This window comes from Streptomyces sp. AK02-01A, from assembly GCF_033795305.1.
Lineage (GTDB): Bacteria > Actinomycetota > Actinomycetes > Streptomycetales > Streptomycetaceae > Streptomyces.
In genome coordinates this window covers 17,369-42,579 of record NZ_JARBAE010000041.1, presented here as the reverse complement: position 1 = coordinate 42,579, position 25,211 = coordinate 17,369, and the positions used below count along the sequence as shown (strand labels likewise).

Below are 25,211 nucleotides of genomic sequence, written 5' to 3'. Positions count from 1 at the left end.
AATGAACCCCTTCGGTATGGTCGCCGCCCACACGTCCGTCACCTCCATGTCCACAGCCGACCCGTCTTCGGACCACATGTGTTCCGGATCCGCCCAGGTATCGGTGCCCGACTCCCCCGCCCAGTTGCTGACTTCTTCCCTCCAGCCGGCGCACAGCCCGGCGGCGCTGGTCGGCGACACCCCGACCCTGTGGGTCGGCGAACCGTTCACCGCGTCCGGCCGCGGCTTCTGGGCCAAGCTGGAAGGCAGCAACCCCGGCGGCATCAAGGACCGTACGGCCCTCTACATGGTGGCGCGCGCCCGGGAGCGCGGCCAACTGCTGCCGGGAGCGCGGATCGTGGAATCCAGCTCCGGCACCCTGGGACTGGGGCTCGCCCTGGCCGGAGTGGCCTTCGGCCATCCCGTCACGGTGGTCACGGATCCGGGCATGGAGCCGCTGATGACCGGGCTGCTAACCGCGTACGGCGCGGACATCGAGCTGGTGCGGACGCCGCATCCGGTCGGCGGCTGGCAGGAAGCCCGGCGTGAGCGGGTGGCCGAGCTTCTCGCCGCGCGGAGCGGATCATGGTGCCCGGACCAGTACCACAACCCGGACAATGTGGCCGCGTACCGTCCACTGGCGTATGAGCTGGTGGCCCAGCTCGGACGCGTCGACACGCTGGTCGCCAGTGTCGGCACGGGCGGTCATTCGGCCGGGATCGCCTCGGTCCTGCGTGGCTTCTTTCCCTCGCTGCGGGTCGTGGGAGTCGACACCACCGGCTCCACCATCTTCGGACAGCCCGCCGCGCCCCGGCTGATGCGCGGCCTGGGCAGCAGCATCCATCCGCGCAATGTCGCGTACGGCCTCTTCGACGAGGTGCACTGGGTCGCCGCCCCGGAGGCGGTCTGGGCGGCGCGGTCGCTGGCCCGGGCGCGCTACGCCACGGGCGGCTGGAGTGTGGGAGCGGTCGCGCTGGTCGCGCGCTGGCTGGCGACTGTCCGGCCGGCGGAGGAGCGGATCGTGGCGATCTTCCCGGACGGCCCGCAGCGCTATGTCGGAACCGTGTTCGACGACGCGTACTGCCGTGAGCATCAACTGCTGGACCACCGGCCCGCCGACCATCCGCAGGAGATCGCGCATCCCGGCGAACGCACCGTCACCCGGTGGACACGGTGCACCACCGTGGTGGATCCGCTCGCCGGCGGCGCGGCGGGCGCCGCAGCCGTCGGACCGGAAACGGGTGACCGCGGCCTGGCGGGAGCGGCCCGGTGAAGGCTCCGGCGAAGACCATGGCGAGCTCTCCGGTGACCGGCCTGTGGGCGAGCACCCGTTCCTTTCCGCCCGCGGCGCGGCTGCTGATGGCGAATCAGTTCGCCATCAACCTCGCCTTCTACATGCTCATGCCGTATCTCGCGGCGCATCTGGCCGGTGGCCTCGGGCTGGCCGCCTGGGCGGTCGGTCTGGTCCTCGGCGTACGCAACCTCTCCCAGCAGGGCATGTTCCTCATCGGTGGCACCCTCGCCGACCGCTTCGGCTACAAGGCGCCGATCATGGCCGGCTGCCTGCTGCGCACCGGCGGATTCGCGCTGCTCGGCTGGGTGGACCAACTGCCCGCGCTGATCGTGGCGTCGGCCGCGACCGGCTTCGCCGGAGCGCTCTTCAACCCGGCGGTGCGCGCCTATCTGGCGGCCGAGGCGGGAGAACGGCGGGTGGCGGCGTTCGCGACATTCAATGTGTACTACCAGGCCGGGATGGTGCTGGGTCCGCCGGTCGGCCTCGTGCTGCTCGCGTCCGACTTCCGGCTGGTGTGCACGGTGGCCGCGCTGGTCTTCGCCGCGCTGACCCTGCTGCAGTGGCGCGCGCTGCCCGCGCGCGGCGGCGAGAAGGCGGAGGAAGGACCCACGGGGCTGCCCGCGCGGTGGCGTACGGTGCTGGCCAACCGGCCGTTCCTGTTGTTCTCGCTGGCGATGACCGGCTCGTACGTCCTGACCTTCCAGGTCTATCTGGCGTTGCCGCTGGCCGCCGCCGGCGCGCTCGGGCCGGACGGTGCGAAGGCCACCGGCGCGCTGTTCGTGGTCTCGGCCGCCGTGACGGTGGCCGGGCAGCTACGGCTGACGGGATGGGTCACGCGCCGCTGGAGTCCGCACGGCGCGCTGGTGACGGGACTCACCGTGATGGGCCTGGCGTTCGTCCCGTTGGCACTGGTGCCCGCCGGAGACGGAGGCGCCGCGCGACTGGGCGTGCTCGCCGCGCTGACGGCGGCGGTCGTGGCGCTGGCCCTGGGAAGCGCGGTGGTCTATCCGTTCGAGATGGACACGGTGGTCGCGCTGTCCGGCAACCGGCTGGTCGCCACGCACTACGGCTTCTACAACACCGTCTCCGGGCTCGGTGTCACGCTCGGCAATCTGGCCACCGGCGCGCTGTGGGACGTGGCGGAGCGCCATCACGTCCTCTGGCTGACCTGGATCGCGCTGACCGGCACCGGCCTGGCCTGCGCCGGAGCGGTGTCCGCGCTGGCGCGCGGTGGCCGGCTGGAAGCTTCCGTACCGAGGCCGGTGTCCGCCTGACGCACGCCGGAGACGCTCCGCACCGGAGACCGCCGGCCGGAACCCGCCGGGAACGGCGGAGGCCGGCGGGCATAGCATCGCCTGCTGTCATGGACATCACCTGGTGGGGATTTGCCGCGCTCGCCGCGGCGGCGACGCTGGTCGGTTTCTCGAAGACGGCTGTGAGCGGCGCGAATACGGTCAGTCTGGCCGTATTCGCGGCCGTGCTGCCGGCTCGTGAGTCGACCGGCGTACTGCTGCCCGTGCTGATCGCCGGCGATGTGCTCGCCGTGCTGACCTATCGTCGGCATGCGCACTGGCCGACCCTGTGGCGGCTGTTCCCTGCGGTCGCCGCGGGTGTCGTGGTGGGCACGGTGTTCCTGGTCTGGGCCGACGACGCCGCTGTGCGCACCTCGATCGGCGCGATTCTGCTGCTGATGGCGGGAGTCACGATATGGCGGCGGCGTGGCGGAACGGACGGCGCGAAGAAGGACGGCGCGGCGGAGAGCGGCGGTCCTGAGCCGTCCCGAGGACGGCTCAGGGCACGTTCGTACGGCGTGCTCGGCGGGTTCACCACCATGGTCGCCAATGCCGGCGGTCCCGTCATGTCGCTTTATCTGCTCTCGGCGGGCTTTCAGAAGCTGGGCTTTCTGGGCACCTCGGCGTGGTTCTTCCTCATCGTCAACATGTCCAAGGTGCCGTTCAGCGCGGGGCTCGGTCTGATCGACCGGCAGTCTCTGCTGCTCGACGCCGTCCTGGTTCTCTTCGTCATACCCGGCGCCTTCATCGGCAAGGTCTGTGTGAACCGCATCCACCAGCGGCTCTTCGAGCGGCTGGTGATCGCGGCGACCGTGCTCGGTGGCCTTCAGCTTCTGCTGCGCTGACCCATTGAGCCGCCGCTTGGGACCCGCCCGCGCGGAGGCCGCCATGGGGCGCCGACGGGTATGTGAGGTACGTCCTGGCAGAGTAGGGCCGGCAACTGTGGATACATGTAGTGGCAATACAGGTCGGACGACGTCGGAGTGTGCGGTGTGGAGCGGGACAAGATGGACTCTCAATCGGTCGCCGGAGCTCCTTGCTGGGTGACCCTGCTCTCGCGTGACATGTCCGCCTCGCAGGCTTTCTACGGGAATGTCCTGGGCTGGACCTATCGGCCCGCGGGACTGGGAGACGACTTCTGCGTCGCCCTCGCGGACGGGCTGCCCGTCGCGGGCATCGGCGCGCTGGCCTCGTCGCTCCAGGTCGCCGTCGCCTGGACGCCGTACTTCGCCGTCGCCGATGTGGACGAGGCCGCGGCCCGGATCAGGGAGCGCGGCGCCACCGTGGCGGTGGGGCCGCTGGCCTTCCACTCGGGCCGGGCAGCGCTGGCCACCGACCCGGACGGTGCGGCCTTCGGTATCTGGGAGGGCTCCGTGCGGTCCGACTGGACGGTGGGGCGCGGAAGCGCGCCCGCCTGGCTGGAGCTGCGCACACGCGACACCTCCGACGCCGCCCGGTTCTACAGCCAGGTCCTCGGCTGGGCGCCCGAGGCCGAGGGCGGTCTCACCTTGGCGCACAAGGACGATCACGCCGTACTGCGGCAGAACGAGCATGTGGTCGCCAAGATCCGGGGCGGCGCCGAACAGGCCGTGGCCGACCCGCAGATGCGGCCGCGGTGGCACGTCTATTTCCGGGTCCCGGAGGTGTCGGATTCACTCACGGCCGCTCTGAACGGCGGAGGCGCACTGGCCTCCACGCCGGACGGCCCGGCCTCGCCGGGCGAGACCACCCGGCGGGAGGCCACCCTGCGCGATCCGGACGGCGCCCTGTTCACCGTCACGTCGCGCTGACCTACGGCCGCCCGCGCGGACGGCCGGGCAGCCCCCAGCGCCGAAGACGCGGACAGAAAGCGCGCAGACGGCGGTCGCGGTCCTCGGGACGGCCGCGACCGCCGGGCGGCCCGGCATCCGGTGGACAGCGCCCCTGGCCCGCCGGACAGGGGCCCGGTCAGGCCGTGCGTACCGGAGGAACCCCTTCCACCTCGAAGACGACCTGGTCCTCGTAGCACCACCACCAGCCCTCGCCCGGCTCGTACGAGCGGATGAGCGGATGCCCGGACGCCTGGTTGTGCGCGGTCGCGTGCTTGTTCTTGGACGAGTCGCAGCAGCCGATGTGCCCACAGCTCTGGCACTCCCGCAGATGCACCCAGCCGTCGCCCATGGCGACACACTCCGGGCAACTGTCCTTGCTGTCGGGGCTCACGGGCCCGACATCCGCAAGATGACTGCAGATCAGCCCGCCGAACCGTTCTTCGCTGTTCGCCATGTCGATGCCGCCCTCCGACCGCACAGGTCACTTCAGTCAGTGGCCCTCACACCGTACGGCCGGACCCCGGCCACCGCCAGCAGAGGCGGAACCGCGAGGCCGCTCCGCGCGTCTTGACACCCGTCCGACAACGGAGAAGCCTGGACATTCGGCCTCTGACCGGGGCCGAACGGGGGAATGGGGGGCAGCACGGTGAGAAAGACGTGTACGCGCATACCGGGAAGGGCCACCGCGCTGGGCGCCCTGGCCGCGCTCGCGTTCCCGCTGGCCGCCTGCGGCGGTGGCGACGGCGACGCGGGTCCCGATGCCCCGGCGACCGTCACCACCGCGACACCCAGCACGCCGCCGCCGGTCGAACCCGCCGCGTACCGCACCACGCTCGACACCACGCTCGGCCCGCTCGACAAGGCACTGCGCGCGGTCGACAGCGCGCGCGAAGGCGGTGCGCTGAACAAGGCCCTCGGCGCGGCCGCCACGGCGGCCACCACCGCCGCCGCCGAACTGGACACGGCCGAGACACCCGACGACGCCGTCAGCGGCAACGCGAGCCTCGCCGACTCGCTGCGCGATCTGAGCCAGAGCCTTGACGACGCGCGCGCCGACGAGGGGCGCTGTGCCACCTCGCCGCGCGTCGAACTGAACTCGGCCGACAGTCTCGGAACCGTACGGGACGCCGCCGGCACGCTCACCGGTCTCGGCTACACCGTGAGGCTGAAGCTGCCGCGCACCGAGAAGCCGAGCAACCGGCGGCTCGGCAACGGTTCCTTCGTGAAGGACGGCCGCGGCAGTGGGCTGGGCCGGCTCACCATCAAGAACAGCACCGACTCCGACACCGTGGTGTCCCTGACCCGTGGCGAGCGGACCGCCTTCACGGTGTATATCCGCAAGGGCTCCAGCACAACGGTGCGGCGCGTCCGGGACGGCTCGTACAGTGTATATTTCACGGCCGGAGCCGACTGGAACTCCTCGAAGAGGTCCTTCACCCGTGATTGCAGCTTCGAGAAGTTCGACGACAAGGCCGACTTCAGGACCGTCCAGGTCTCCGGCGGCACGCAGTACACCGTGCTGACCTTCTCGCTGGCCAAGACGATCGGCGGCAACGCCACCACCAGCGAGGTACCGGAGGACGAGTTCCCGTCCTGACCGGTCCGGACGGCCCGCGCGTACGCACATCCGTTGTGCTTTCGCGTCGCGGCGCGGAGTCACACGTGGACGAACCGCGCGATCCGCTCGCGCAGCATCGCGGCGAACTCCTCCGCGCCGACGAGCTGCGACCTCAGGTCCGCCACCCGTTCCGCGGTGGCGCGCTCGAATTCGCCGACGCGCCGCAGTAGTTGGTCCCGGTCGTCCGCCGTCGGCGGCTCTTCGCCGTCGAGCCGGTCGGTGATCGCGAGCAGGACGCGCATCTCGTCCAGCGAGAATCCGAGCGGAGTCATCCGGCGGATGATCATCAGCCGCGCCGCGTCCGACTCGGTGTAGAGACGCAGGCCGCCCTGGGACAGGGCCGAAGGTGCGACGAGCCCGGACTCCTCGTAATACCGGATGGTGCGCAGGGACAGCCCGGTACGCACGGCCACCTCACCGATCCGCATGTTTCTGGGGTACACGTGTGGTCCTGACCTTTCCGCTCGGGTGCCCACGGGGCCGCCACGGCCCGCGCCGATCCGCCCTCCGACGTTAGATCGGAGTCGGCCGGGACCCGGGGCAGCCGCGCCGCGCCGTACGGGTGCCGCGGTGCCGGATCACCACAGCTCGCCCGGCCGGTCCGCCGTCAGGGCTTGTACACCTTTCCCGGCTCGGGAACGCCCGGTGCCAGCAGCTCCGGGACCGTGACAAAGGTGTAGCCGCGCTTCTTCAGCTCGTCGATGATCGCGGGCACGGCGGGCACGGTGCCCTGGTAGATGTCGTGCAGCAGGATGATGCCGTCGGGACCCGCCGCGTCCAGGACGCGGTGTTCGATGAGGAGGGAGTCCGTCGTCGAGTAGTCCTTGGCGGTGGCGCTCCAGAGGACCTGGGCGAGGCCCAGCTCACGGCACACGTCGGAGACCTCCCGGTCGGTACGGCCCTGCGGCGGACGCATCAGTGTGGGCCGGTGGCCGGTCAGCTCCGCGATGGCGTCCTGCGTACGGGAGAGTTCCTCGCGTATGCCGTCGGCGTCGAGATCCGTCAGCCGCTTGTGGGTCCAGGTGTGGTTGCCCACTTCGTGTCCTTCCCGCGCCATCCTGCGCACCAGGTCCGGGTGGTGGACGACATGGTTCTTGCCGAGCAGGAAGAAGGTCGCGCGCACCTTCTTCTCCTTGAGTATGTCGAGCAGCCGGGGCGTGTCCCGGGAAGGCCCGGCGTCAAAGGTGAGGGCTATACAGCGCGCCTCGCGGCAGTCCACTCCGGTTTTCGCGCGTGCTCCGGCCAGGGGACGGCTCCTGGCGTCGCCGGGCGAGATGGTGGCGGCCGAGCAGCCGCTCAGCACCAGACTCAATGACGCGACCGCCGCCAGAGCAGCGGTGATCCTCGGCCCGGACGCCGGTTTCTTCCCTGGCATGACACATTCCTCTTCCGACGGGTGGGTGGCCGGCGACAGGGCCGGACGCGAGCAGCGCGAAGCGGCGCCGGGCGCGGATGGAAACCGGCGCGCACCTGGCTGCCGGTGGACGCGGCCGGGCCGCGTGAGTAGGCGGACCGCGTCAGTAGGCGGACCGCGTCAGTGGACGAGCCGGCGGTGAGGGCCGGCCGCTACGCCGTGATGATCGGCGAAGAACGGATTGCCGGAGGACGGGACTTCGAGGGCCGGAAGGCGCCCGGTCCCGGCGGGAGCGCCGAGCGACTCGGGTGCGGAAGCACGGACCGGCGGACGGTCAGACGGGGACTCCTTCGCGAGCGACGAGACGGTGCCGAGGTGAGTTCAAGAGCCCGGGCAGGGCGTGGTCACGGGACATGGAGAGCACTATACACGCGACGTATACATGTGGTGTATAGCCGATGAGCAGGAACGTTCGGAGGCCGCGAGACGGCGGCCAATACCGGCCCGAACAGATCGATGTGACATGCACTCAGTTGTTCCGTAGGGCATTCAACACAGCCCGTACCGGCTCTCGTCACCCAGCCGTCACCCGGCCACTCGAACATCCGAGCTGCCGCGCATCACAGCTCGGGTCAGAAGTATCGGCGAGGAGCAGAAATGGGCCACGGCCATCACCACCCGCACGATCACACGCACCACACCCCGGTCGGCACGGACTCGCTGCCCCCGGCGCTCGATGTGAGCGTCCCCGACAACGAGCTGTCGCCCAGCCAGCTCTCCCGGCGTTCGATGCTGCGCCGCGCCGGCCTTCTCGGAGCGGGCCTCGCCGGAGCCGGTGTGCTGGGTGGTGCCACGTCCGCCGCCGCGACCTCGGGCGGTTCCGGCGGCCACGGCAAGAACAACGGCTTCCTCTGGCTGGCCGGCGACCACCACATCCACACGCAGTACAGCGACGACGGCAAGTACCGCGTCCTCGACCAGGTGCGGCAGGGCGCGCGGCACGGGCTGGACTGGATGGTCATCACCGACCACGGCAGCGCCACGCACGCCAAGATCGGGGTGGACAAGGTCAATCCCGACATCAAGGAAGCGCGCGACACCTACAAGGACTCGCTGGTCTTCCAGGGCCTGGAGTGGAACATCCCGGGCGCCGAGCACGCCACCGTCTTCGTCCACCCCGGCCGCAACGAGGTGGAGGTGCTGAAGAAGTTCGAGAACGACTACGACGGCAGCCTGCACTCGGACACCTCCGCCACCGTCAACGAGGCACTGGCGGTCTCCGGTCTGCGCTTCCTCGCCGACCAGGTGCACCGCCGCAAGGTCGACGACATCCTGATGCTCGCCAACCACCCGGCGCGCAACGGCATCGACTCGCCCCACGAGATCCGCGGCTGGCGCGACGCCACCTCGGCCGACCATCCGATCGCCATCGGCATGGAGGGCGCTCCGGGCCACCAGGCCGCCAGCCTGCCCAGCCCCGGTGGCAGCGGACGTGGCCGCGGCTACTACGAGAACGCCCCCGGCGCCAACTCCTTCCCCGGCTATCCCGCCGAGAGCTACCGCACCTGGGGCGGGTTCGACTGGATGACCGCGACCGTCGGCGGCCTCTGGGACAGCCTGCTGGCCGAGGGCAAGCCCTGGTGGATCACGGCGAACTCCGACTCGCACAGTGTCTACGCCGAGCCCTCCGTCCATGGGCCCGACACCAACTTCACCCGCGACGGCCGGCACGCCGACCCGGTGTACGGCAAGGGGCTCGACCTCACCCAGGGCGACTTCTGGCCGGGCCACTACAGCCGTACGCATGTCGGCGCCGAGCGCTTCTCGTACGCCGCCGTCATGGACGCCATGCGGGCCGGCCGGATCTGGGTCGACCACGGCGGCCTGATCAGCGGTCTCGACGCACGGCTGAAGGGCGGCGGACGCTGGGCGACGCTCGGCGGCGCGCTGCATGTCAAGCGCGGTACGGAGGTCGAGCTGAGCATCGACATCGCGCTGGCCAACGGTGCGAACTGGGCGCAGTTCATCCCGACGCTGGCCCGCGTCGATGTCATCCAGGGCCAGGTCACCGGCACGGTCCGGGACAAGGACACCTTCGCCGCGCCGACCGCCAAGGTCGCCAAGTCCTTCGAGGTCAACAAGTCGAAGGGCACCGTCAAGCTGACGTACCGGCTCGGCCGGGTCTCCGGGCCCCTGTACGTCCGGCTGCGCGGTACCGACGGTAACCGCAGCTCCGTCGGCCTGGGCGGCGCCAAGGTCGACCCCGTGGGTCCCGCCGTCGACGTGATCGGTGACGCCGACCCGTGGAAGGACCTGTGGTTCTACTCGAACCCGATCTGGGTGCTGCCCTCCTGACCATCCGGTCCGGCGTCCGGGCCGGACGGGAACATCCGGGGTCGTCCGCCCGTTGAACACACTGAGGGTGTGGATGGAACTGAGTCCCCGGGCCCCATATGAGAATCGCCCATGGGGAAGATCGTTCGGCTGAAGCCCCATGGAGCCTGCCGCCGCGAGGCGACCGCCATCCGCACTCTCCCTCATCGGCCCCGACCGGCGTCCCCCCGTCCGGTCGGGGTCTCTTCATGTGCCGACCCGGGCTCCGGGACAGAGCTGTTGCGATTCCGGAACAGCGTCGCCGCACGGTACGCGAGGCGCGCCGTAGGATTTCTTACTGTGCGTTTCACAGTTTTGGGGCCGGTCAGAGCATGGCGCCAGGGCACCGAGCTGGATCTGGGTCCTCCCAAACGGCGGGCCCTGCTCGCCCTGCTGCTGACGCAGCCGGGACGGCCCGTGGCGATGCATGAAATCGTCGATGTGCTGTGGGGCCAGGATCCACCGGGCAGCGCGGTCAATGTGGTGCACCGACATGTGGGCGCGCTCCGCCGGCTGCTGGAGCCCGATCTGCCGGCCGGCGCGGCCTCCCGAACCGTGGTGCGCGGCTCCGGCGGTTACCGGCTGGACGTCGAGGCGGACGCCGTCGATCTGCTGCGTTTCCGCGCCACACGCGAGGCGGGCCGCCGGGCCGCCCGCGACGGGCAGCCGGCCCGGGCCACGGAGCTGCTCGTCGAGGCGATGAACCTGTGGCGCGGACCGACGGCCGCCGGGATCGCACCGCAGGTACGGGCGCATCCCGTCTTCGAGGCCGTCGACCGTGAGCATCTCTCCATCGTCAAAGAGGCCGCCGAGACGGCGCTGGAGGCCGGGTCCGGACTCACCGACCGGGTGCTGATCACGCTCAGGCAGGCCGCCGCACACCACCCCCTGGACGAGGTGCTCCAGGCGAGACTGATCGTGGTGCTCGCGGCGACCGGTCATCAGGCGGAGGCGCTCACCGTCTACCAGTCGGTACGCTCCCGGCTCGCCGACGAGCTGGGCCTGGATCCCGGTCCCGAGCTGCGTGAAGCGCAGCGGCAGGTGCTCAGTGGGGCCGGGGATCACAGCGGACCTCGCGCCGCCACCGAGGACTCCGGCCTCGACGTGCCGGACGGCGGTGACCTTCCGGCCACCGGGAGCGCCGCGGCACCGGCCGTCTCCGGGCCGGGCGCCGAGCAGCCGTACGCGCCGAGGGAGCGCCCTGCCCAGTTGCCCGCCGATCTCTCGGCCTTCACCGGCCGGCGTGCCGAGCTGGCCGGAGTCCAGGCGCTGCTGCCGGACGGGGACGAGCCGGCCGCCGTGGTGATCAGCGCGATCGGCGGTATGGCCGGAATCGGCAAGACCGCACTCGCCGTGCACTGGGCCCACGAGGTGGCCCATCGCTTCCCCGACGGTCAGCTCTATGTCAATCTGCGCGGCTTCGACCCCACCGGACCGGTCATGACACCGGCCGAGGCGATCCGTGGCTTCCTCGACGCCTTCGGGGTGCCGGCGTCCCGTATCCCCACCGGTCTCGACGCTCAGGCGGCGCTCTACCGCAGCCTGCTGGCCGGGCGGCGCGTGCTCGTCCTGCTGGACAACGCCCGCGACACCGAACAAGTGCGTCCCCTGCTGCCCGGAGCCGCCGGCTGTCTGGCCATCGTCACCAGCCGCAACCAGCTCCACGGGCTGATCGCCGCCGAAGGAGCCCGCCCTCTCGTGCTCGATCTGCTCACCGTGCCCGAGGCGAGAGAATTCCTGACGCGCCGGCTCGGCCCCGGCCGGGTGGCCACCGAATCACGCGCCGTCGACCAGATCATCGATCTGTGCGGACGCCTGCCGCTCGCGCTGGCCGTCGTGAGCGCCCGTGCCGCCGTCCATCCGTCGTTCCCGCTCTCCTCCATCGCCGCGGAGCTGCGCGCGAGCCACGGCAGCCTCGACGCCTTCGCCGGAGGCGAGCCCGTCACCGACGCCCGCAGCGTCTTCTCCTGGTCGTACCGCACTCTCAGTTCCGCCGCGGCACGGCTGTTCCGCCTGCTCGCGCTGCATCCGGGACCCGATTGCTCGACCACCGCCACGGCGAGCCTGGCCGGTCTGCGCGTCCCCGAGGTGCGGCCGCTGCTGAGCGAACTGGTCCGCGCGCACCTGCTCACCGAGCACGCTCCCGGCCGGTTCGTCTCCCATGAGCTGCTGCGCGCGTACGCGGCCGAACTGACCCTGGGCCATGATCCCGAGGACGCCCGCGAAGACGCCCGCCGGCGGTTGTTCGACCACTATCTGCACAGCGCGCACACCGCCGACGCCCGGCTCGCTCCGTACCGGGAGCGCCCGGCGCTGACCGCGCCGTCTCCGGGCGCGAATCCGCGGCGGTTCTCCAGCCGGGAGGACGCGGCGGACTGGCTGACCTCGGAACGTGCCGTACTCCTGGCGGCCGTCGCGCAGGACGCCAGAAGCGGCACCGGGACGCACTGCTGGAAGCTGGCCGCGACCCTGGAGCTCTTCCTGGACCGGCACGGACGCCGGCAGGACCAACTGGCCATCCAGAGCCTGGCGCTGACGGCGGCTCAGGCGCTGGGTGATGTGCCGGGGCAGGCTCACGCGCATCGCGCGCTGGGTTTTGTGAGCGGACGGCTGCAGCGTCACGACGACGCCCGTGAGCATCTGCTGCGAGCGCTGGAGCTGTTCGCCGAGATCGGCGACCCGGTCGGTCAGGGCCGGGTCCACCGCTATCTCGCGTTCCAGTGCAACACGATGGACCGCCATGCCGAGGCGCTCGACCACTACCGGCAGGCGTCGCGGTTCTACCGGACGGCCGGCCACCGCAGCGGCCAGGCCGGCATCTTCAATGAGGTGGGCTGGACACACATCCTGCTCGGCGCGTACGAGGAGGCCCTGGTCCAGTGCCGGCAGGCCCTCGCCCTGGGCCAGGAGATCGGCGACAGCAACGGCACGGCGGCCGCCTGGGACAGCCTGGGCTACGCCCACCATCATCTCGGCAGCCACCAGCAGGCCCTGTCCTGCTACGGGCACGCACTGGACCTCTACCGAGAGGTCAGCGACCGTTATCTGGAAGCCGACACACTCGTGCACATCGGCGACACCCATGAGGCTCTCGGCGCCGACCGCCGCGCCGCCTCCGCCTGGCAGCAGGCGCTGGACATCCTCGACGGCTTCGGCCATCCCGACGCGGAGCCGCTCCGTGAGAAGCTCGGACGCCTCGACAGCGCCACGCGCCGGGCGGCGCCGAACCTGCTGTTCTGACGCCGCGGCCGGTCTCCCGAAGCCGCCGTCTTCCGAGTGAACGCCGAAGACGCGTCGTGCCGTGTATAGGGCGAGGCTCCGCTCCGTAGAGCGGAAGCACGGCACACGCGAGGAATGTGATGAAGAAGATCTCTCGGAACGTCCTTCTCATGGGGGCCGCCGCCACGATGCTGCTGAGCGTCACGGCGTGCGGGCAGGACTCGACCGAGCCCGGCGCGGCGAAGGTGAAGCAGCCGGCCGTGTCGGTCCTGCCGGAGACCTCCGCGGCTCCGTCCGCCGCCGGCGCCGGTCAGCTCGCGGTCCGGGTGGACAGCGAGCTGAAGTCCGTGGTGACCGACGGCGGAGGCAGCACGCTGTACGTCTTCGACAAGGACGCGGCCACGCCGGGCGAGTCGGCCTGTGACGGCGACTGCGCCACCACCTGGTCACCGGTCGCGGCGGACGCGACGGTGTCGGCCGGGCTCAACCAGGACCTGCTCGGCTCGGTCACCCGCTCCGACGGTTCCCAGCAGCTCTCGCTCGCGGGCAAGCCGCTCTACCGCTACGCCAAGGACACCAAGCCCGGCGACACCAACGGCCAGGGTGTGGGCGGTGTCTGGTACGCGGCGGCGCCCGACGGCGGGAAGGCCGGCGTGGCACGGCCCGCGCTCGGTGTGCTCGACAGCCCCGAGCTCGGCAAGATCCTCACGGACAAGGACGGCAAGACGCTCTATCTCTTCACCAAGGACCAGCCCTGGCCCATGAAGACGGCGTGCGACGCGGCCTGTCTGGAGAAGTGGACGCCCAGCGCGCCCGTCACGGCGGAGCAGGCCAAGGCGGCGGGGCTCGACCCCAAGGCGCTCTTCACCTTCACCACGCCGGACGGCACGAAGCAGGAGTCCTTCAACTGCTGGCCCGCGTACACCTTCAACGGTGACGAGCAGCCCGGCCAGACCAACGGCCAGGGTGTCGGCGGCGTGTGGTTCGCCGTCAAGCAGGACATCAGCGTCGACCGCGGCAAGACCGTCCCGGCGGCCAAGGGATAACGGACGGCCGGTCCCCGCGCCGAGGAGGCGCCACCGGACCGGGAGGGACAAGGCTCCGGGCCCGCCGGGACGTACCGGTCCCGGCGGGCCTCCGCATGTCCTCATGTCCTCGTCGGGCTCTCCGCGCCACGGCCGCCGCCACGGCCACCGGCAGGACGTGCCGCTTCAGTGCCGCCGGGGCACAGAATTCCGGCACTGTTTCGGCACTGGGGTCTCCCTAGGCTCTGCCACACGTCGCTCCCACCGGAGTCGCGTCCACGGCACGGCGGTGTATGTCGCCGTGCCCGTCGTCCGCCCGGGGAACCTCACCGCGGCGGGAGACACGTCCCTCAACGCGCGCCGCGGTACCCCGAGCCTCATGCGACGGCAGTGGCTCGCGGAGCGCCGCCGGCACGATTTCCCTCAGGAACCACAGGACATGAAGACAATCGCGGCACCCACGGCCTCGCCGACCGCCGCTCAGGACCATCTCCTCCACCGTCTGGTGGCGGACCACGGCAAGGCGCTGCTCGCCTACGCGGAGAAGCTGCTGAGCGATCGCCATCTCGCGGAGGACATCGTCCAGGAGACCCTCATCCGTGCCTGGCGCCATACCGACCGGCTCTACAGCACCGAGGGCTCGGTGCGCGGCTGGCTGCTCACGGTCGCCCGCAATCTGGTGATCGACCGCCTCCGCAGCGCGCCCAGCCGTTACGAGACGGTGGGCGCCGAGGGCCAGGACATGGCGCAGCGCGATCATGTGGACGCCGTTCTCGCCTCCGTCGACGCGACCGGTCTGCTGCGGCTGTTGTCCTTCGAACACCGCGAGGTGCTGGTGCACACGTATCTCTGCGGCCGTACCGTGCAGGAGACGGCCGGGATCCTGGGCATACCGGCGGGCACGGTCAAGTCCCGGCAGCATTACGCGCTGAGCAATCTGCGTCTGCGCGTCCTCACCGGTGTCCGAGGAGACTGAGACCGTCTCCTCGGACAACCGGGCCGTACGGCCGGACCGCCGGGTCAGGCGGGCACCGTCAGCGTCACTCCGAGTACCGGGATCTCGACCGTTCCCTCGGAGCCGGTGCGCCAGCGCCAGTGCGCCCCGCCGACCTCGCCGCAGACCAGACCGGTCCAGCCCGCGCCGCCGGGTCCGCACAGCGCGAAGAGTTCCGCGGCCTCCCGTTCGCCCGGCACACCGGACAGGACGACCAGGCCCTTGACCGGGCGGCGGGACGCGGCGGCGCGGACGGTGCCGGGCCGCGGCGCCGTCCCGGGCGACGGCAACCGGCCTCCTTCAGCAGGGGGCAGTTCGCTCAGTGCCCGTGGTACGGGAATCGGAGGCGCACCGTCCGTACCGCGCAGTACCGTCACCGGGACGTCCGGCCTGCTGCGCGCGATCTCCGCCAGCAGGCTCCGCACCACGTCACGGGCGACTCCGGGATCACCGGTGACGCTGAGGATCCCGTCCAGCCCGGTGAGGTCGACAAAGACCGGCTCGCCGTCGCCGTCGGTGCCCACCCGCACCAGGCACCCGGACACCGCCGGCGTCCGGGACACGGTTCCTTCCTCGGCGCCGCGGGTCAGCCAGGCGGTGGCCGGCGCGGGACGCCGCCAGCGGGTGCTGTCCAACCGCTGCCAGGGTGCGGCGGCGCTGTCCGAGGCGGCCAGCCATGCCGTCACTCCGGCGTCGTCCACACGCAGGGCGTGCACGGCGGTTTCGTTCCGGCCACCACCGGCCGCGAACTCCTCCAGCGCGCCGTAGGCCCGGCGGACCGAGTCCGCGTCACCGGCGAAGCGGGACGCGACCGAGCGGCGGTGCTGGAGCCTGCGCCGGCGCCGCGCCGGTTCGCCCAGTGCGCGAAACGCGCGGGCGAGCGCCTTGAACGCGCGGCGCAGCCGACGTCTGGCCACGATTCCCGCCGTGACCAGCGCCAGCACCAGCGCGCCCAGCGCGGCCAGTACGGCGGGCAGCGGAATCTCGAAGGTGCTGGAATCCGTTCGCGGGCTTTCCGCGGCGCCGCCGGGCGGAGGCGAGGCGTTCTGATTCCCGCTCTCCCGGGCCAGTTGGACATCGGGGCCGTCCGCGTCCTGAGGAAGCCGCAGGATCCAGCCGGGCCGCAGCGCGTCGGTCTGGTTGTTCAGTGCGGCGCCGTCCGGCTGCGCGAGCCCCCGGTTGAGAGCGAAGACCTCGCCGGCTCTCGCCGGATCGCCAAGTGTGCTCGTGGCGACGGACTCCAGTGTGTCGGCAACACCGCCGGTCTGGTCCGGCGACTTCACCACGTACACCTTGATGAGGTCGTCGCCGTCGGCGGCCGTGGCGGGCCCGGCCGCTCCGAGGGCCGCGCAGAGAGCCAGCAGCACGGCCGCGATGACGGCCCGCAGAGGCGTAGGTCCGCCCCGCCCGGGAGTGATGGCCTGCTGGCGACGCGTGGCGCGGGCGCCGTTCCTCATGTTCTTCCCACCCATGTCTCTCCGGGTTCTGGTGTCCCGGTCCATGTCACCCAGTACACGGCGACGCCGGGGAAAAGGTTCGAAGGACCGGCGCCGGGTCCGTCCGGAAGCGATCTGAACCCAAGAGGAGGGACATCCCGTGTACAGACCGGCAAGCATTCAAACCTGTTCGGGGGACGCAAGTGGCGCGACGGCACACGTCAGGCTTCGACATACTCGGCATGTCTCAGGACCCCACTCCGGGTGATCCCGAGGAGATCCGACGTCTGGAGTCCCGCTACCGCGAGATCGGTGACAAGGCCAGGACCGCCGCCCGGATCCTGGGCCAGGGCGGCGCGGTGGAGACCGGCCGCGGCGACGCGATGGACGCGCTGCGCAAACAGCTCAGCGACCTCCCGGACAAGCTGAAGAAGACCGAGGACTCCTTCACCACCGCGGCCGACGCCTACAACACCTATGTCACGCGGCTGACCGAGGCGCAGAGCATGATCGACCAGGCCATGGACCAGGCGATCCCGGTGGCGGACGAGGCGGGCCGTACGGTGAGTGAGCTGCCGCCCGACGCGACCGACGACCAGAAGAGCGCGGCGAAGCAGCAGCAGGACGGCATCTCGGCCGCGCAGGAGAAGCTGAGCTCGGCCAGGCGGCTGGCGGAGGACGCCAGAAGTCTGCGGGAATCGGCGTCCCGGGCCGCCGGGGACACTCTGGACGACGCGGCGGGCCAGGCGATTCCCGAGCGGAACATCTTTCAGAAGATCGCGGACTTCTTCAAGGACTTCCCTTTCATCCAGATCATCCTGGCCGCGCTGGTCGCCATCACCGCCGTGTTCTTCCCGGTGGTCGGCGCCCTCCTCGGAGGTGCGCTCTTCATCTTCAACCAAGTCGTGGCCGGTCAAACCGGCAATCTGAAACTCGGCGACCTCCTCATCGGCATCGTCGCGCTGATCCCCGGCGGCTCGCTGCTCAAGGCGGGCGGCGCGCTGGTCACCAAGGTCGCCCCGGGTCTGTTCAAGGCGGGCAGCGGCTTCGTCAAGAATGTCAGCGGGACCATCGCCAAGGTGAGTGACACCTTCGGCAAGACCAGGGTCGGCGGAGCGATCCTGAACACCCAGCCCGGCAAGATCGGGACCGAGGTGGTCGGGAAGTTCGTCACCGGCACGGCCGAAGAGGCCGCCGTCAAGGCCCTCAACAAGGAACAGCTCACGCCCGGGAACATCCTGGCCGGTGCCGCCGCCGGCGCCCTGGCCGGCGGGGCGATCAAGGGAGTTGACGCGTTCCGCAAGCGCGGAACCGCCGGCGGCGCGGATGCCGCCGGGGCCGGAAACGCACCTGCCTCGGCCGCGCCTGTCGCCACGCCCACACCGAAGCCCACGCCCACGCCCGCGGGCGCGAGCACCGCTCCCTCCATCGGGCAGCGGATCGGCGACCGCTTCCGGGCGGCGAAGGATCCGGCCCTGGAACAGCTCGGTGAACTGACGCCGGAGGCGGCGGCCGCCGCCGCCAAGATCGGCGTGGCGGTCTCGGAGGGATCGTCGTTCGGTGACGCGCTGAACCAGGAAGGCGCCAACCTCATTCCGAAGGCCGCGGGGTCCGTCGGCAAGACGGGACTGGGCGACCGTATCGACAACTTCATCCCCACCAAGACCTCGACGCCCGGCGCGGCCCCGCCGGTGACGCCGGTCGTCCCGGCCCGGCCGGATTCAGCCGCGCCGCCCGCCGCCTCGCCGCCCACTCCCGCGCCGCTCAGTCCCGTACGTCCCGAACCTCAGGACGTACCGCTGCCGCCGTCGCCGACGACACCCACCGCGCCCAACTCGCCCGCCACTTCCGCCTCTCCCGACGCGAACACCGCGCCGAGCTCTCCGACGACGCAGACACCGTCCGCCTCGCCCGCGCAGAACCCGGCACCGAGCCCGCCGGCGAGCCCCACCTCCGGTGACAGTGGTTCCACCTCCGCCCCGTCGTCTCCGGTGTCCGGCAACCCGCCCGCGGCGCAAGGCCCTTCGTCGCCGGCGAGTCCGTCGGCCGGCCCCGCGTCGGACGACGGCTTCGTGACCGCCCCGTCCTCTCCCGTACCGGAGAGGCCCCAGTCCCCGGCCCGGCCCGCCACCGATGCCGCCGGCCAGGACACACCACTCCCGCCCTCGTCCTGAGCGCGCGGGCCCATAAACCTCCGCCTCACCGGGGCGGATCGCACAAATAACACGCTAGGAGCACCAACATGCCCAACTTCGCAGTCAATTCGGACGAGACGGCCTCCACCTCCGCTTCGCTGCTCAATGACTTCGCCTCGCTGCAGGACAAGCTCACCGAAGTACGCGGGAAGATCACCAACCTGCTCGCCCAGGGCTACAGCACCCCCGCCGCGCAGCAGAAGTTCCAGCCCTTCTTCGACGAGTTCGCCAAGGGCTTCGACCAGGTGAACCAGGGCCTCCAGGGCATCGGCCAGTACGTGAAGGCCGTCGGTGACGCCTTCTCGCAGACCGACGAGCAGCTCGGTTCCAACCTCTCGTAACACCCGCCGCCCTCCGGGGCGGTCCGTCCCGTCCACCTACTCACGCATGAGGACATCGATAGCCGTGCGTTTGAACGTCAGCGTTCGCGACCCGCAGGACGAGGGGGTGTCCACCACCGTCGTCGTCGACACCGAACCCTCCGCTCAGGCGGGCCGGTTCGCGGCGGAACTGGCACGCGCCGTCGATCACGCCGGTACCGCGGGAGCGTGGGACACCGACCCCACTCTCTATATCGGCTCCGACCCCGTCGACCCGGAGGTCACACTCCAGGTCGCGGGCGTGCGGGACGGCATGGACCTCGGGCTCGGCACTCCCGTCCCACGGGAGCCCGAGCCCGAGGGCCGGACCGAGCTGAGGGTGGTCTCCGGCACCGGCGCGGGGACGGTCTTCCGTCTGCTGCCCGGCGACTACGACATCGGCAGCGCGGAGACCAGCCGGATCCGGCTGGCGCCCGGAGCGCCGTCCTTCGCGGCCCGGGTACGCGTCAGACTCGACGGCACCGCCGAGGTGACCGCCGCCGAACACGCTCTCCTCGACGGCAAGGCCGCGGCCGGTACGGTCGCCTGGCTGGAGGGCAGTCAGCTCGCCGTCGGTGACCTGCTGCTGGAGCTGACCTCGCGGAAGTCCGCGAAGGCCCCGCTGACACCGGCGGCGGACGGTCTCGGTCTGGAGTTCAACCGGCCGCCACGCTTCCTGCCGGCCCGGAGCAACGCCCGCTTCCGGCTGCCGAGCGCTCCGGTCAAGCCGGACAAGCGGCCCATCCCGCTGCTGCCGATCCTGCTGCTGCCGGCGGGCAGTGCCGTGATCGCCATCTTTGTGACGGGCCGCTGGACCTTTGTCTTCATCGCCCTGCTCTCTCCCATCGCCGCGCTGGTCACCCAGTTCGGCGGCCGCAAGCAGGCCATGCTGAAGTACCAGGAGCAGGCCGAGAAGCACGAGGAGACACTGACCCGGCTGCGCGCCGACATTGACGCCGCCGTACTGGAGGAACAGCACAATCTGCGGCTGGCCCATCCCGATCCCGCCTCTCTCCTCCAGATGGCCGCGCAGCCCTCGGAGCGGCTGTGGGAACGCCGCTGGCGCGACCCGGACTTCCTCGATGTGCGGGTCGGCACGGCCGATGTCCCGTCGTCGCTGACCGTCGAGGATCCCGCTCTCGACGAGCACCGGCGTTCCACCACACCGTGGCTGAACCAGGTGCCGGTGTCCGTCCCGATGCGCCGGGCGGGCGTCGCCGGGATCGCGGGCCGGGGCGCGGGACGGCTGGCCGGCTGGATGGCGGCGCAGGCCGCCTCCCTGCACAGCCCGGCCGATCTGCGGATCGTCGTCCTCGCGGGACCGGACGGTGAGCGCGACTGGTCGTGGACCCGCTGGCTGCCGCACTGCCGGCCCGACAACGAGGACGCGTACGCGCTGGTGGGCAGTACGGCCGACTCGCTGGCCCGCCGGATCGGTGAGCTGGGACAGCTCGTCGCCTCGCGCGTCGCGGCCGGTCCCGAGCAGACTCGCGGCGGCGTCACCGGCCTCCCGGACATCCTGGTCGTGCTGGAGCAGGCGCGTCGCGCGCGGTCACTGCCCGGTGTGGTCGCGCTGCTGCGCGACGGCCCCTCGGTGGGCGTCTACACCATCTGTCTGGACCGCGAGGAGCGGCTGCTGCCCGAGGAGTGCGGCGCGGTCGTCGTCCTGGACGCGGGCCGGCAGGGCGGCTCGCGCGTCCGTACCGGAGTGGGCGCTCCGCTGGACGACGTACGGACCGACTCACCGGAGCCGGACTGGTACGAGCGGCTCGCCCGGGCACTGGCTCCGCTGCGCGGTGTCGGTGATTCCGACGAGAGCGTCCTGCCCGGCGCCGTACGGCTGCTGGATCTGCTGAACATCGAGCCACCGACGGCGGAGGCGGTCGTCGCCGGCTGGGCGCTGTCCGGCCGCAGCACCCGCGCCGTCCTCGGCACCGGCTACGACGGCGACTTCTCCGTCGACCTGGTGCGCGACGGGCCGCACGCGCTGATCGCGGGCACGACGGGGTCCGGGAAGTCGGAGCTGCTCTAGACGCTGGTCGCCACTCTCGCGGTGGTGAACCGGCCGGACGAGATGACCTTCGTCCTCGTCGACTACAAGGGCGGCAGCGCCTTCGCCGAGTGCGCGGACCTTCCGCACACCGTCGGTCTGGTCACCGACCTCGACACGCATCTCGTGGAGCGCGCCCTGGTGTCGCTCGGCGCCGAACTGCGCCGCCGCGAGACGCTGCTCGCGAAGGCGAGTGCCAAGGACATCGAGGACTATCTCGACAAGCGCGCACGCGGCGGCGACGTCCTGCCACCGCTGCCGCGACTCCTGCTGGTCATCGACGAGTTCGCGTCGATGGCGCGCGAACTGCCCGACTTCATCTCCGGCTTGGTCAACATCGCCCAGCGGGGCCGGTCGCTCGGCATCCATCTGGTGCTCGCCACCCAGCGGCCGAGCGGCGCCGTCACCTCCGACATCCGCGCCAACACCAATCTGCGGATCGCGCTGCGCACCACGGACACCAGCGAGAGCCGCGACATCATCGACGCGACCGAGGCCGGCGAGATCTCACCCGCCAATCCCGGACGCGCCTACGCGCGGCTCGGCCCTTCGGCGCTGCTTCCGTTCCAGGCGGGCCGGGTCGGCGGGCGCAGGCCCGGCGGCTCCGTCGCCGTCGACGCGGAGGTGCCGGTACGGGCCCATGCGGTGACCTGGCAGGAGCTGGGCGGGCCCGTCCTCGGCGGCGGTGCCCGTGGCGGCCGCGGCCCCGGTCCCACGACGGAGGCGATCACAGACCTCGCCGTCCTCACGGCGGCGGTCGCCCAGGCGGCTCGGCTCGCCGAGGTGCCCAGGCAGCCGAGTCCATGGCTGCCCGCGCTGCCGGACGTCCTCGAATGGACCCGGCCCGACGGTCCCAAGCCGTTCGCGGACCGGGGCGCGGAGCTGCCCGCCGTGGAGTACGGGATCGTCGACCTGCCCGCCCAGCAGAGCCGTACGGCGCTGTCGTTCGACCTCGACCGCGCCGGTCATCTGCACATCATCGGCTCGCCGCGCAGCGGACGCTCGCAGGCACTGCGCACCCTGGCCGCGGCGCTCGCCCAGGCCCACGGCGCCGAGGATGTGCATCTGTACGGCATCGACTGCGGCAACGGCGCGCTCAACGCGCTGACGTCGCTGCCGCACTGCGGCGCGGTGGTCGACCGGAACCAGACGGAGCGGCTGGGCCGGCTGCTGGACCGGCTCTCGGCGGAGCTGACGTCCCGTCAGGCCGTACTGGGCGCGCGCGGCACGGCCGACCTGGCCGAGCTGCGCGGGATGACACCGGCCGGTGAGCGGCTCCCGCACATCGTCCTGATGGTCGACCGGTTCGAGGTCTTCGAGCGGGAGTACGCGAGCTTCGACAACGGCAGCTATCTGGAGCGGATGATCCGGCTGCTGCGGGACGGCGCGGGCGTGGGCATCCATCTCGTCCTGGCCGGCGACCGGGTGCTGGGCAACAGCCGCTTCGGCGGGACCACCGAGGACAAGATCGTCCTGCGGCTCAACGACCGTGCGGACTACGGCTCCATCGGCATTCCGACCCGGTCGGCTCCCACCGATCCCGTGCCCGGACGCGGTCTGCGGACCCAGGATCTGAGCGAGGCGCAGATCGCGGTCCTCGGCGCCGATCTGTCCGGTACGGCGCAGGCGCAGATCCTGGTCGACCTGGGCCGGGAACTGACCGTACGGGAGGCGGACGTGCCGCCGTCGCGGCGGGCGATACGTCTCGATGTGCTGCCCGACCGGATCTCCTACCAGGAGGCCGTCGCACTGCGTACGGCGGCCGGCCCGATGCGTCCGCTGCTGGCGATCGGCGGGGACAGCCTGTCCGCGCTCGGTCCCGACCTGGCGGATGTGCCGACGTTCGTCGTCGCCGGTCCGCCGCGTACCGGCCGTAGTACGGCGCTGCTCACCGCGGCCCGTTCACTGCTGGACTCCGGAGCCGGGCTGATCGTGCTGGCGCCGCGTCGTTCGCCGCTGCGCGAGCTGGCGGGGCTGCCCGGTGTGGCCGCGGTGATCACCGATGCCGAGGTGTCGACGGAGGCGTTCCGTGCGGTGCTGAGCGATGTCCCGGAGGACAACGCGGTGATCCTCGTGGACGACGCGGAGCTGTTCATGGGCGCGGAGATCGATCCCGATCTCGCGCTGCTCGCACGGGGCGGCGCCGGCAACGGCTGGGGGCTGGTCGTCGCGGGCAACGCGGAATCGCTCTCACTGAGTCTGGCCGGCTGGATGGGCCAGGTGAAGCGGAACCGCAGCGGAATGCTGCTCTCGCCGCAGAGCCTCAGCGACGGCGATGTCATCGGTATCAGGCTGAGCCGCGGTCTGATCGGCCAGGCGCCACAGCCCGGACGCGGCCTGCTGCATCTGGGAGACGGCTCGCTTCTCTCCGTACAGGTACCGGCGACGGAGTCCGCCGTATGACGGGCTGACGCGCGGCACGGAAGGCGGGCCGGTGTCCCGGGACACCGGCCCGTCCACCGCTGTCAGAGGCCGAGCACCTCGCCGTCGGCGGACAGGAAGCGGAATGTGCCGCAGATCGCGTCGAACAGCTCGTACGCCTCGTCCTTGAGCGGAAGGTTGGGGCTGGCGCAGGTCACCACCAGGTAGTCCCGTGTCGTACCGGGGACGGGCATCATCGTGTGCATGGTGAGCAGCTTGACCGACACGTCGGCGGTGAGCGGTGTCTCCTCGGTGCCGGTGATCCGGGCGACTCGGCCGACCTCCGGGACGATCACGGAGGAGATGACGCGGTCGGCGGGCGCCCTGCCGTTCGCCGCGGACACTCCGAGCTGTGCCGAGAGGACCGGCAGGGTCATCTCCTGGCCCTCCGGTGTGCTGACCGCGAAGACCATGGCGTAGGCCATGAACAGACCGTCGTCGTAGAGGGCGGCGGTGCCGGAGGCGAACAGCGCGCCGTGGTCGCGCGCCGCCCTGCTGATCTCGCGGCCCTGCCGGAACATGTCGTTGATCGTCGCCCGTTCCCGGGCGTTGTCCGTCTGCGCCAGGGCCGCCGCGCGGGCCTCGGCCAGCGCCGCGCCGCTCAGCTCGATGTCGGTCCAGGAGTCCGGGACGTTCAGCAGGAAACGCTCGGCCGTCTTCATCAGGCCTCCAGATTGGACACGGCGTCGTTGTCCGTCTTGTTGAAGCTGTCCATGATGTTGTCGATGGCTTCCTCGATCCCGGACGCCTGCTTCTTGAGCTGGGTCCGGCCGTCGCCCCACTTCTTCTCGAAATGGCTCGCCGCGCCCTCCAGCGGATAGTCCAGCGCCCGGCCGAAATCGATCTTGGCATTGCCGATGTCGATGTTGTCGAGGACGAATCCGAGGGATTGCCTCACCTCGTCCATCTCGCTGCCGGGTATGAAAATGTCAGCCATCAGAGTCCTCGTACGGTGCCGTTGTCATAGGTCCTGCCCCACGGGGAACACGGAACCGGCGGGCCTGGAGTTCACCGCGGGCCCGGCGCGGAGACGGGCTGAACCCTTTCGCCGCGCACTTCGTGTAGAGCGTGTGACTTCTGACAGCAACAGCACCGCACGCGGGCCCGTCACCCGGGCCGCGCTCACCGTCCTTCTTCTCTGCGGCCTGGCCGGTGCCACCGCGTGCGGTAAGACGATCTCCGTCACCGACGCGTCCGACGCGCCTCCCGCCGCCGCGTCCGCCGCCACACAGCCGCCCGCCGCGCAGCCGCCCGCCGGCCAGTCCGGACAGCCGACCAGCAACTCGGCCCTCCAGGTCGTCGACAGCACGGCCGCGCAGAACGGGCTGACGGGCACCGGCGGTACGGTGGTCGGCGCCGCCGTGCAGGAGGCGCCGCCGAAGTGGGTGCAGCTCTCGGCGGTCCAGTCCCCGCGACTGGGCACACATCTGATCAATGTGAATCAGGCGACGCTGTACCGCTTCGACAAGGACACCGCGCAGCCGTCGCAGTCCAACTGCGCCGACGACTGCGCCACCACCTGGCCGCCGGTGACCATCGTGGAAGGCGGCAATGTCTACCTCGCGGGTGTCGACCCGAAGCGGATCGGCGCGATCCGGCGCCAGGACGGCCAGGCGCAGGTGACCGTGGGCGGCTGGCCCGTCTACCGGTTCTCCGGCGATGTGAAGCCCGGTGACACCAACGGCCAGGGCGTCGGCGGCACCTGGTTCGCCGTGGGGCCGACCGGCGAGAAGTCGGCGCCGTAACCCGTCCGGAGGGAGTCGCGGCCGGACGGCCGGTGTGCGGCGTCCT

General features: G+C 71.2%; 18 protein-coding genes and 1 pseudogene. 13 read left to right on the top strand and 6 right to left on the bottom strand.

Going from position 1 to position 25,211, the window contains the following annotated elements:
- The first annotated feature begins 76 nt into the window (after nt 1-76).
- From PV679_RS28795 to PV679_RS28780, 4 genes are all read left to right on the top strand, one after another.
- Nucleotides 77-1,252, top strand: coding sequence for a PLP-dependent cysteine synthase family protein (locus PV679_RS28795; protein WP_319683439.1), 1,176 nt, complete (start codon nt 77-79; stop codon nt 1,250-1,252).
- A gap of 32 nt (nt 1,253-1,284) precedes the next feature.
- The gene (locus PV679_RS28790) at nt 1,285-2,547 is read left to right on the top strand and encodes an MFS transporter (protein ID WP_319683437.1); all 1,263 of its coding nucleotides are present in this window, start codon (nt 1,285-1,287) and stop codon (nt 2,545-2,547) included.
- Between the two features lie 89 nt (nt 2,548-2,636).
- Nucleotides 2,637-3,410 (top strand): sulfite exporter TauE/SafE family protein, encoded by a 774-nt coding sequence (locus PV679_RS28785; RefSeq protein WP_319683404.1) that lies wholly within the window; start codon nt 2,637-2,639, stop codon nt 3,408-3,410.
- Nucleotides 3,411-3,572: 162 nt separating this feature from the next.
- The gene (locus PV679_RS28780) at nt 3,573-4,355 is read left to right on the top strand and encodes a VOC family protein (protein ID WP_319683403.1); all 783 of its coding nucleotides are present in this window, start codon (nt 3,573-3,575) and stop codon (nt 4,353-4,355) included.
- A gap of 157 nt (nt 4,356-4,512) precedes the next feature.
- On the opposite strand, the gene PV679_RS28775 is transcribed toward PV679_RS28780, so the two are convergent.
- A complete protein-coding gene (locus PV679_RS28775) occupies nt 4,513-4,830 on the bottom strand; it encodes a UBP-type zinc finger domain-containing protein (protein WP_319683401.1) in 318 nt (105 codons plus the stop codon).
- A gap of 192 nt (nt 4,831-5,022) precedes the next feature.
- Here PV679_RS28775 and PV679_RS28770 point away from each other — a divergent pair, with 192 nt between their 5' ends.
- Nucleotides 5,023-5,973 (top strand): hypothetical protein, encoded by a 951-nt coding sequence (locus PV679_RS28770; protein ID WP_319683400.1) that lies wholly within the window; start codon nt 5,023-5,025, stop codon nt 5,971-5,973.
- A 59-nt stretch (nt 5,974-6,032) separates the two neighbouring features.
- On the opposite strand, the gene PV679_RS28765 is transcribed toward PV679_RS28770, so the two are convergent.
- Together PV679_RS28765 and PV679_RS28760 are read right to left on the bottom strand one after the other, a co-directional pair.
- The gene (locus PV679_RS28765; protein ID WP_319683398.1) at nt 6,033-6,422 is read right to left on the bottom strand and encodes a MerR family transcriptional regulator; all 390 of its coding nucleotides are present in this window, start codon (nt 6,420-6,422) and stop codon (nt 6,033-6,035) included.
- A gap of 179 nt (nt 6,423-6,601) precedes the next feature.
- A complete protein-coding gene (locus PV679_RS28760; protein ID WP_319683397.1) occupies nt 6,602-7,369 on the bottom strand; it encodes a polysaccharide deacetylase family protein in 768 nt (255 codons plus the stop codon).
- A gap of 636 nt (nt 7,370-8,005) precedes the next feature.
- Between PV679_RS28760 and PV679_RS28755 the strand changes: the two genes are divergently transcribed.
- The 4 genes from PV679_RS28755 (at nt 8,006) to PV679_RS28740 (ending at nt 14,941) form a co-directional block, all read left to right on the top strand.
- The gene (locus PV679_RS28755) at nt 8,006-9,703 is read left to right on the top strand and encodes a PHP domain-containing protein (protein WP_319683396.1); all 1,698 of its coding nucleotides are present in this window, start codon (nt 8,006-8,008) and stop codon (nt 9,701-9,703) included.
- Between the two features lie 318 nt (nt 9,704-10,021).
- On the top strand, nt 10,022-12,961 hold the full coding sequence (locus tag PV679_RS28750; RefSeq protein WP_319683395.1) for an AfsR/SARP family transcriptional regulator: 2,940 nt from the start codon (nt 10,022-10,024) through the stop codon (nt 12,959-12,961).
- Between the two features lie 119 nt (nt 12,962-13,080).
- A complete protein-coding gene (locus tag PV679_RS28745; RefSeq protein WP_319683393.1) occupies nt 13,081-13,986 on the top strand; it encodes an SCO0930 family lipoprotein in 906 nt (301 codons plus the stop codon).
- A gap of 418 nt (nt 13,987-14,404) precedes the next feature.
- Nucleotides 14,405-14,941, top strand: coding sequence for a sigma-70 family RNA polymerase sigma factor (locus PV679_RS28740; protein ID WP_319683392.1), 537 nt, complete (start codon nt 14,405-14,407; stop codon nt 14,939-14,941).
- A 44-nt stretch (nt 14,942-14,985) separates the two neighbouring features.
- On the opposite strand, the gene PV679_RS28735 is transcribed toward PV679_RS28740, so the two are convergent.
- A complete protein-coding gene (locus tag PV679_RS28735; protein ID WP_319683391.1) occupies nt 14,986-16,431 on the bottom strand; it encodes a hypothetical protein in 1,446 nt (481 codons plus the stop codon).
- Between the two features lie 206 nt (nt 16,432-16,637).
- Here PV679_RS28735 and PV679_RS28730 point away from each other — a divergent pair, with 206 nt between their 5' ends.
- The 3 genes and pseudogenes from PV679_RS28730 to PV679_RS36255 all read left to right on the top strand — a co-directional run bounded on the left by PV679_RS28730 (nt 16,638) and on the right by PV679_RS36255 (nt 23,402).
- Nucleotides 16,638-18,569, top strand: a complete 1,932-nt coding sequence (locus PV679_RS28730; protein WP_319683390.1) for a hypothetical protein — start codon at nt 16,638-16,640, stop codon at nt 18,567-18,569.
- 68 nt (nt 18,570-18,637) lie between these two features.
- Entirely contained in the window at nt 18,638-18,931 is a 294-nt protein-coding gene (locus tag PV679_RS28725; protein WP_319683389.1) for a WXG100 family type VII secretion target, read from the top strand.
- Nucleotides 18,932-19,001: 70 nt separating this feature from the next.
- A pseudogene (locus tag PV679_RS36255) lies at nt 19,002-23,402 on the top strand (FtsK/SpoIIIE domain-containing protein).
- Nucleotides 23,403-23,464: 62 nt separating this feature from the next.
- On the opposite strand, the gene PV679_RS28710 reads toward PV679_RS36255, so the two are convergent.
- Both PV679_RS28710 and PV679_RS28705 read right to left on the bottom strand, forming a co-directional pair.
- Nucleotides 23,465-24,082, bottom strand: coding sequence for a hypothetical protein (locus PV679_RS28710; RefSeq protein WP_319683387.1), 618 nt, complete (start codon nt 24,080-24,082; stop codon nt 23,465-23,467).
- Nucleotides 24,082-24,357 (bottom strand): hypothetical protein, encoded by a 276-nt coding sequence (locus PV679_RS28705; RefSeq protein ID WP_319683386.1) that lies wholly within the window; start codon nt 24,355-24,357, stop codon nt 24,082-24,084. Before PV679_RS28705 ends, PV679_RS28710 begins: the two co-directional genes overlap by 1 nt.
- Nucleotides 24,358-24,490: 133 nt before the next feature.
- Between PV679_RS28705 and PV679_RS28700 the strand changes: the two genes are divergently transcribed.
- Nucleotides 24,491-25,165, top strand: coding sequence for a hypothetical protein (locus tag PV679_RS28700; protein ID WP_319683385.1), 675 nt, complete (start codon nt 24,491-24,493; stop codon nt 25,163-25,165).
- Nucleotides 25,166-25,211 lie beyond the last annotated feature (46 nt).

Excerpts from the sequence above, each read along its gene's own strand:
- PV679_RS28710 (WP_319683387.1), bottom strand. The coding sequence starts at position 24,082 with ATGAAGACGGCCGAGCGTTTCCTGCTGAACGTCCCGGACTCCTGGACC.
- PV679_RS28780 (WP_319683403.1), top strand. The coding sequence starts at position 3,573 with ATGGACTCTCAATCGGTCGCCGGAGCTCCTTGCTGGGTGACCCTGCTC.
- PV679_RS28765 (WP_319683398.1), bottom strand. The coding sequence starts at position 6,422 with ATGCGGATCGGTGAGGTGGCCGTGCGTACCGGGCTGTCCCTGCGCACC.
- PV679_RS28735 (WP_319683391.1), bottom strand. The coding sequence starts at position 16,431 with ATGGGTGGGAAGAACATGAGGAACGGCGCCCGCGCCACGCGTCGCCAG.
- PV679_RS28740 (WP_319683392.1), top strand. The coding sequence starts at position 14,405 with ATGAAGACAATCGCGGCACCCACGGCCTCGCCGACCGCCGCTCAGGAC.
- PV679_RS28755 (WP_319683396.1), top strand. The coding sequence starts at position 8,006 with ATGGGCCACGGCCATCACCACCCGCACGATCACACGCACCACACCCCG.
- PV679_RS28745 (WP_319683393.1), top strand. The coding sequence starts at position 13,081 with ATGAAGAAGATCTCTCGGAACGTCCTTCTCATGGGGGCCGCCGCCACG.
- PV679_RS28760 (WP_319683397.1), bottom strand. The coding sequence starts at position 7,369 with ATGCCAGGGAAGAAACCGGCGTCCGGGCCGAGGATCACCGCTGCTCTG.
- PV679_RS28795 (WP_319683439.1), top strand. The coding sequence starts at position 77 with ATGTGTTCCGGATCCGCCCAGGTATCGGTGCCCGACTCCCCCGCCCAG.
- PV679_RS28725 (WP_319683389.1), top strand. The coding sequence starts at position 18,638 with ATGCCCAACTTCGCAGTCAATTCGGACGAGACGGCCTCCACCTCCGCT.
- PV679_RS28705 (WP_319683386.1), bottom strand. The coding sequence starts at position 24,357 with ATGGCTGACATTTTCATACCCGGCAGCGAGATGGACGAGGTGAGGCAA.
- PV679_RS28785 (WP_319683404.1), top strand. The coding sequence starts at position 2,637 with ATGGACATCACCTGGTGGGGATTTGCCGCGCTCGCCGCGGCGGCGACG.
- PV679_RS28775 (WP_319683401.1), bottom strand. The coding sequence starts at position 4,830 with ATGGCGAACAGCGAAGAACGGTTCGGCGGGCTGATCTGCAGTCATCTT.
- PV679_RS28730 (WP_319683390.1), top strand. The coding sequence starts at position 16,638 with ATGTCTCAGGACCCCACTCCGGGTGATCCCGAGGAGATCCGACGTCTG.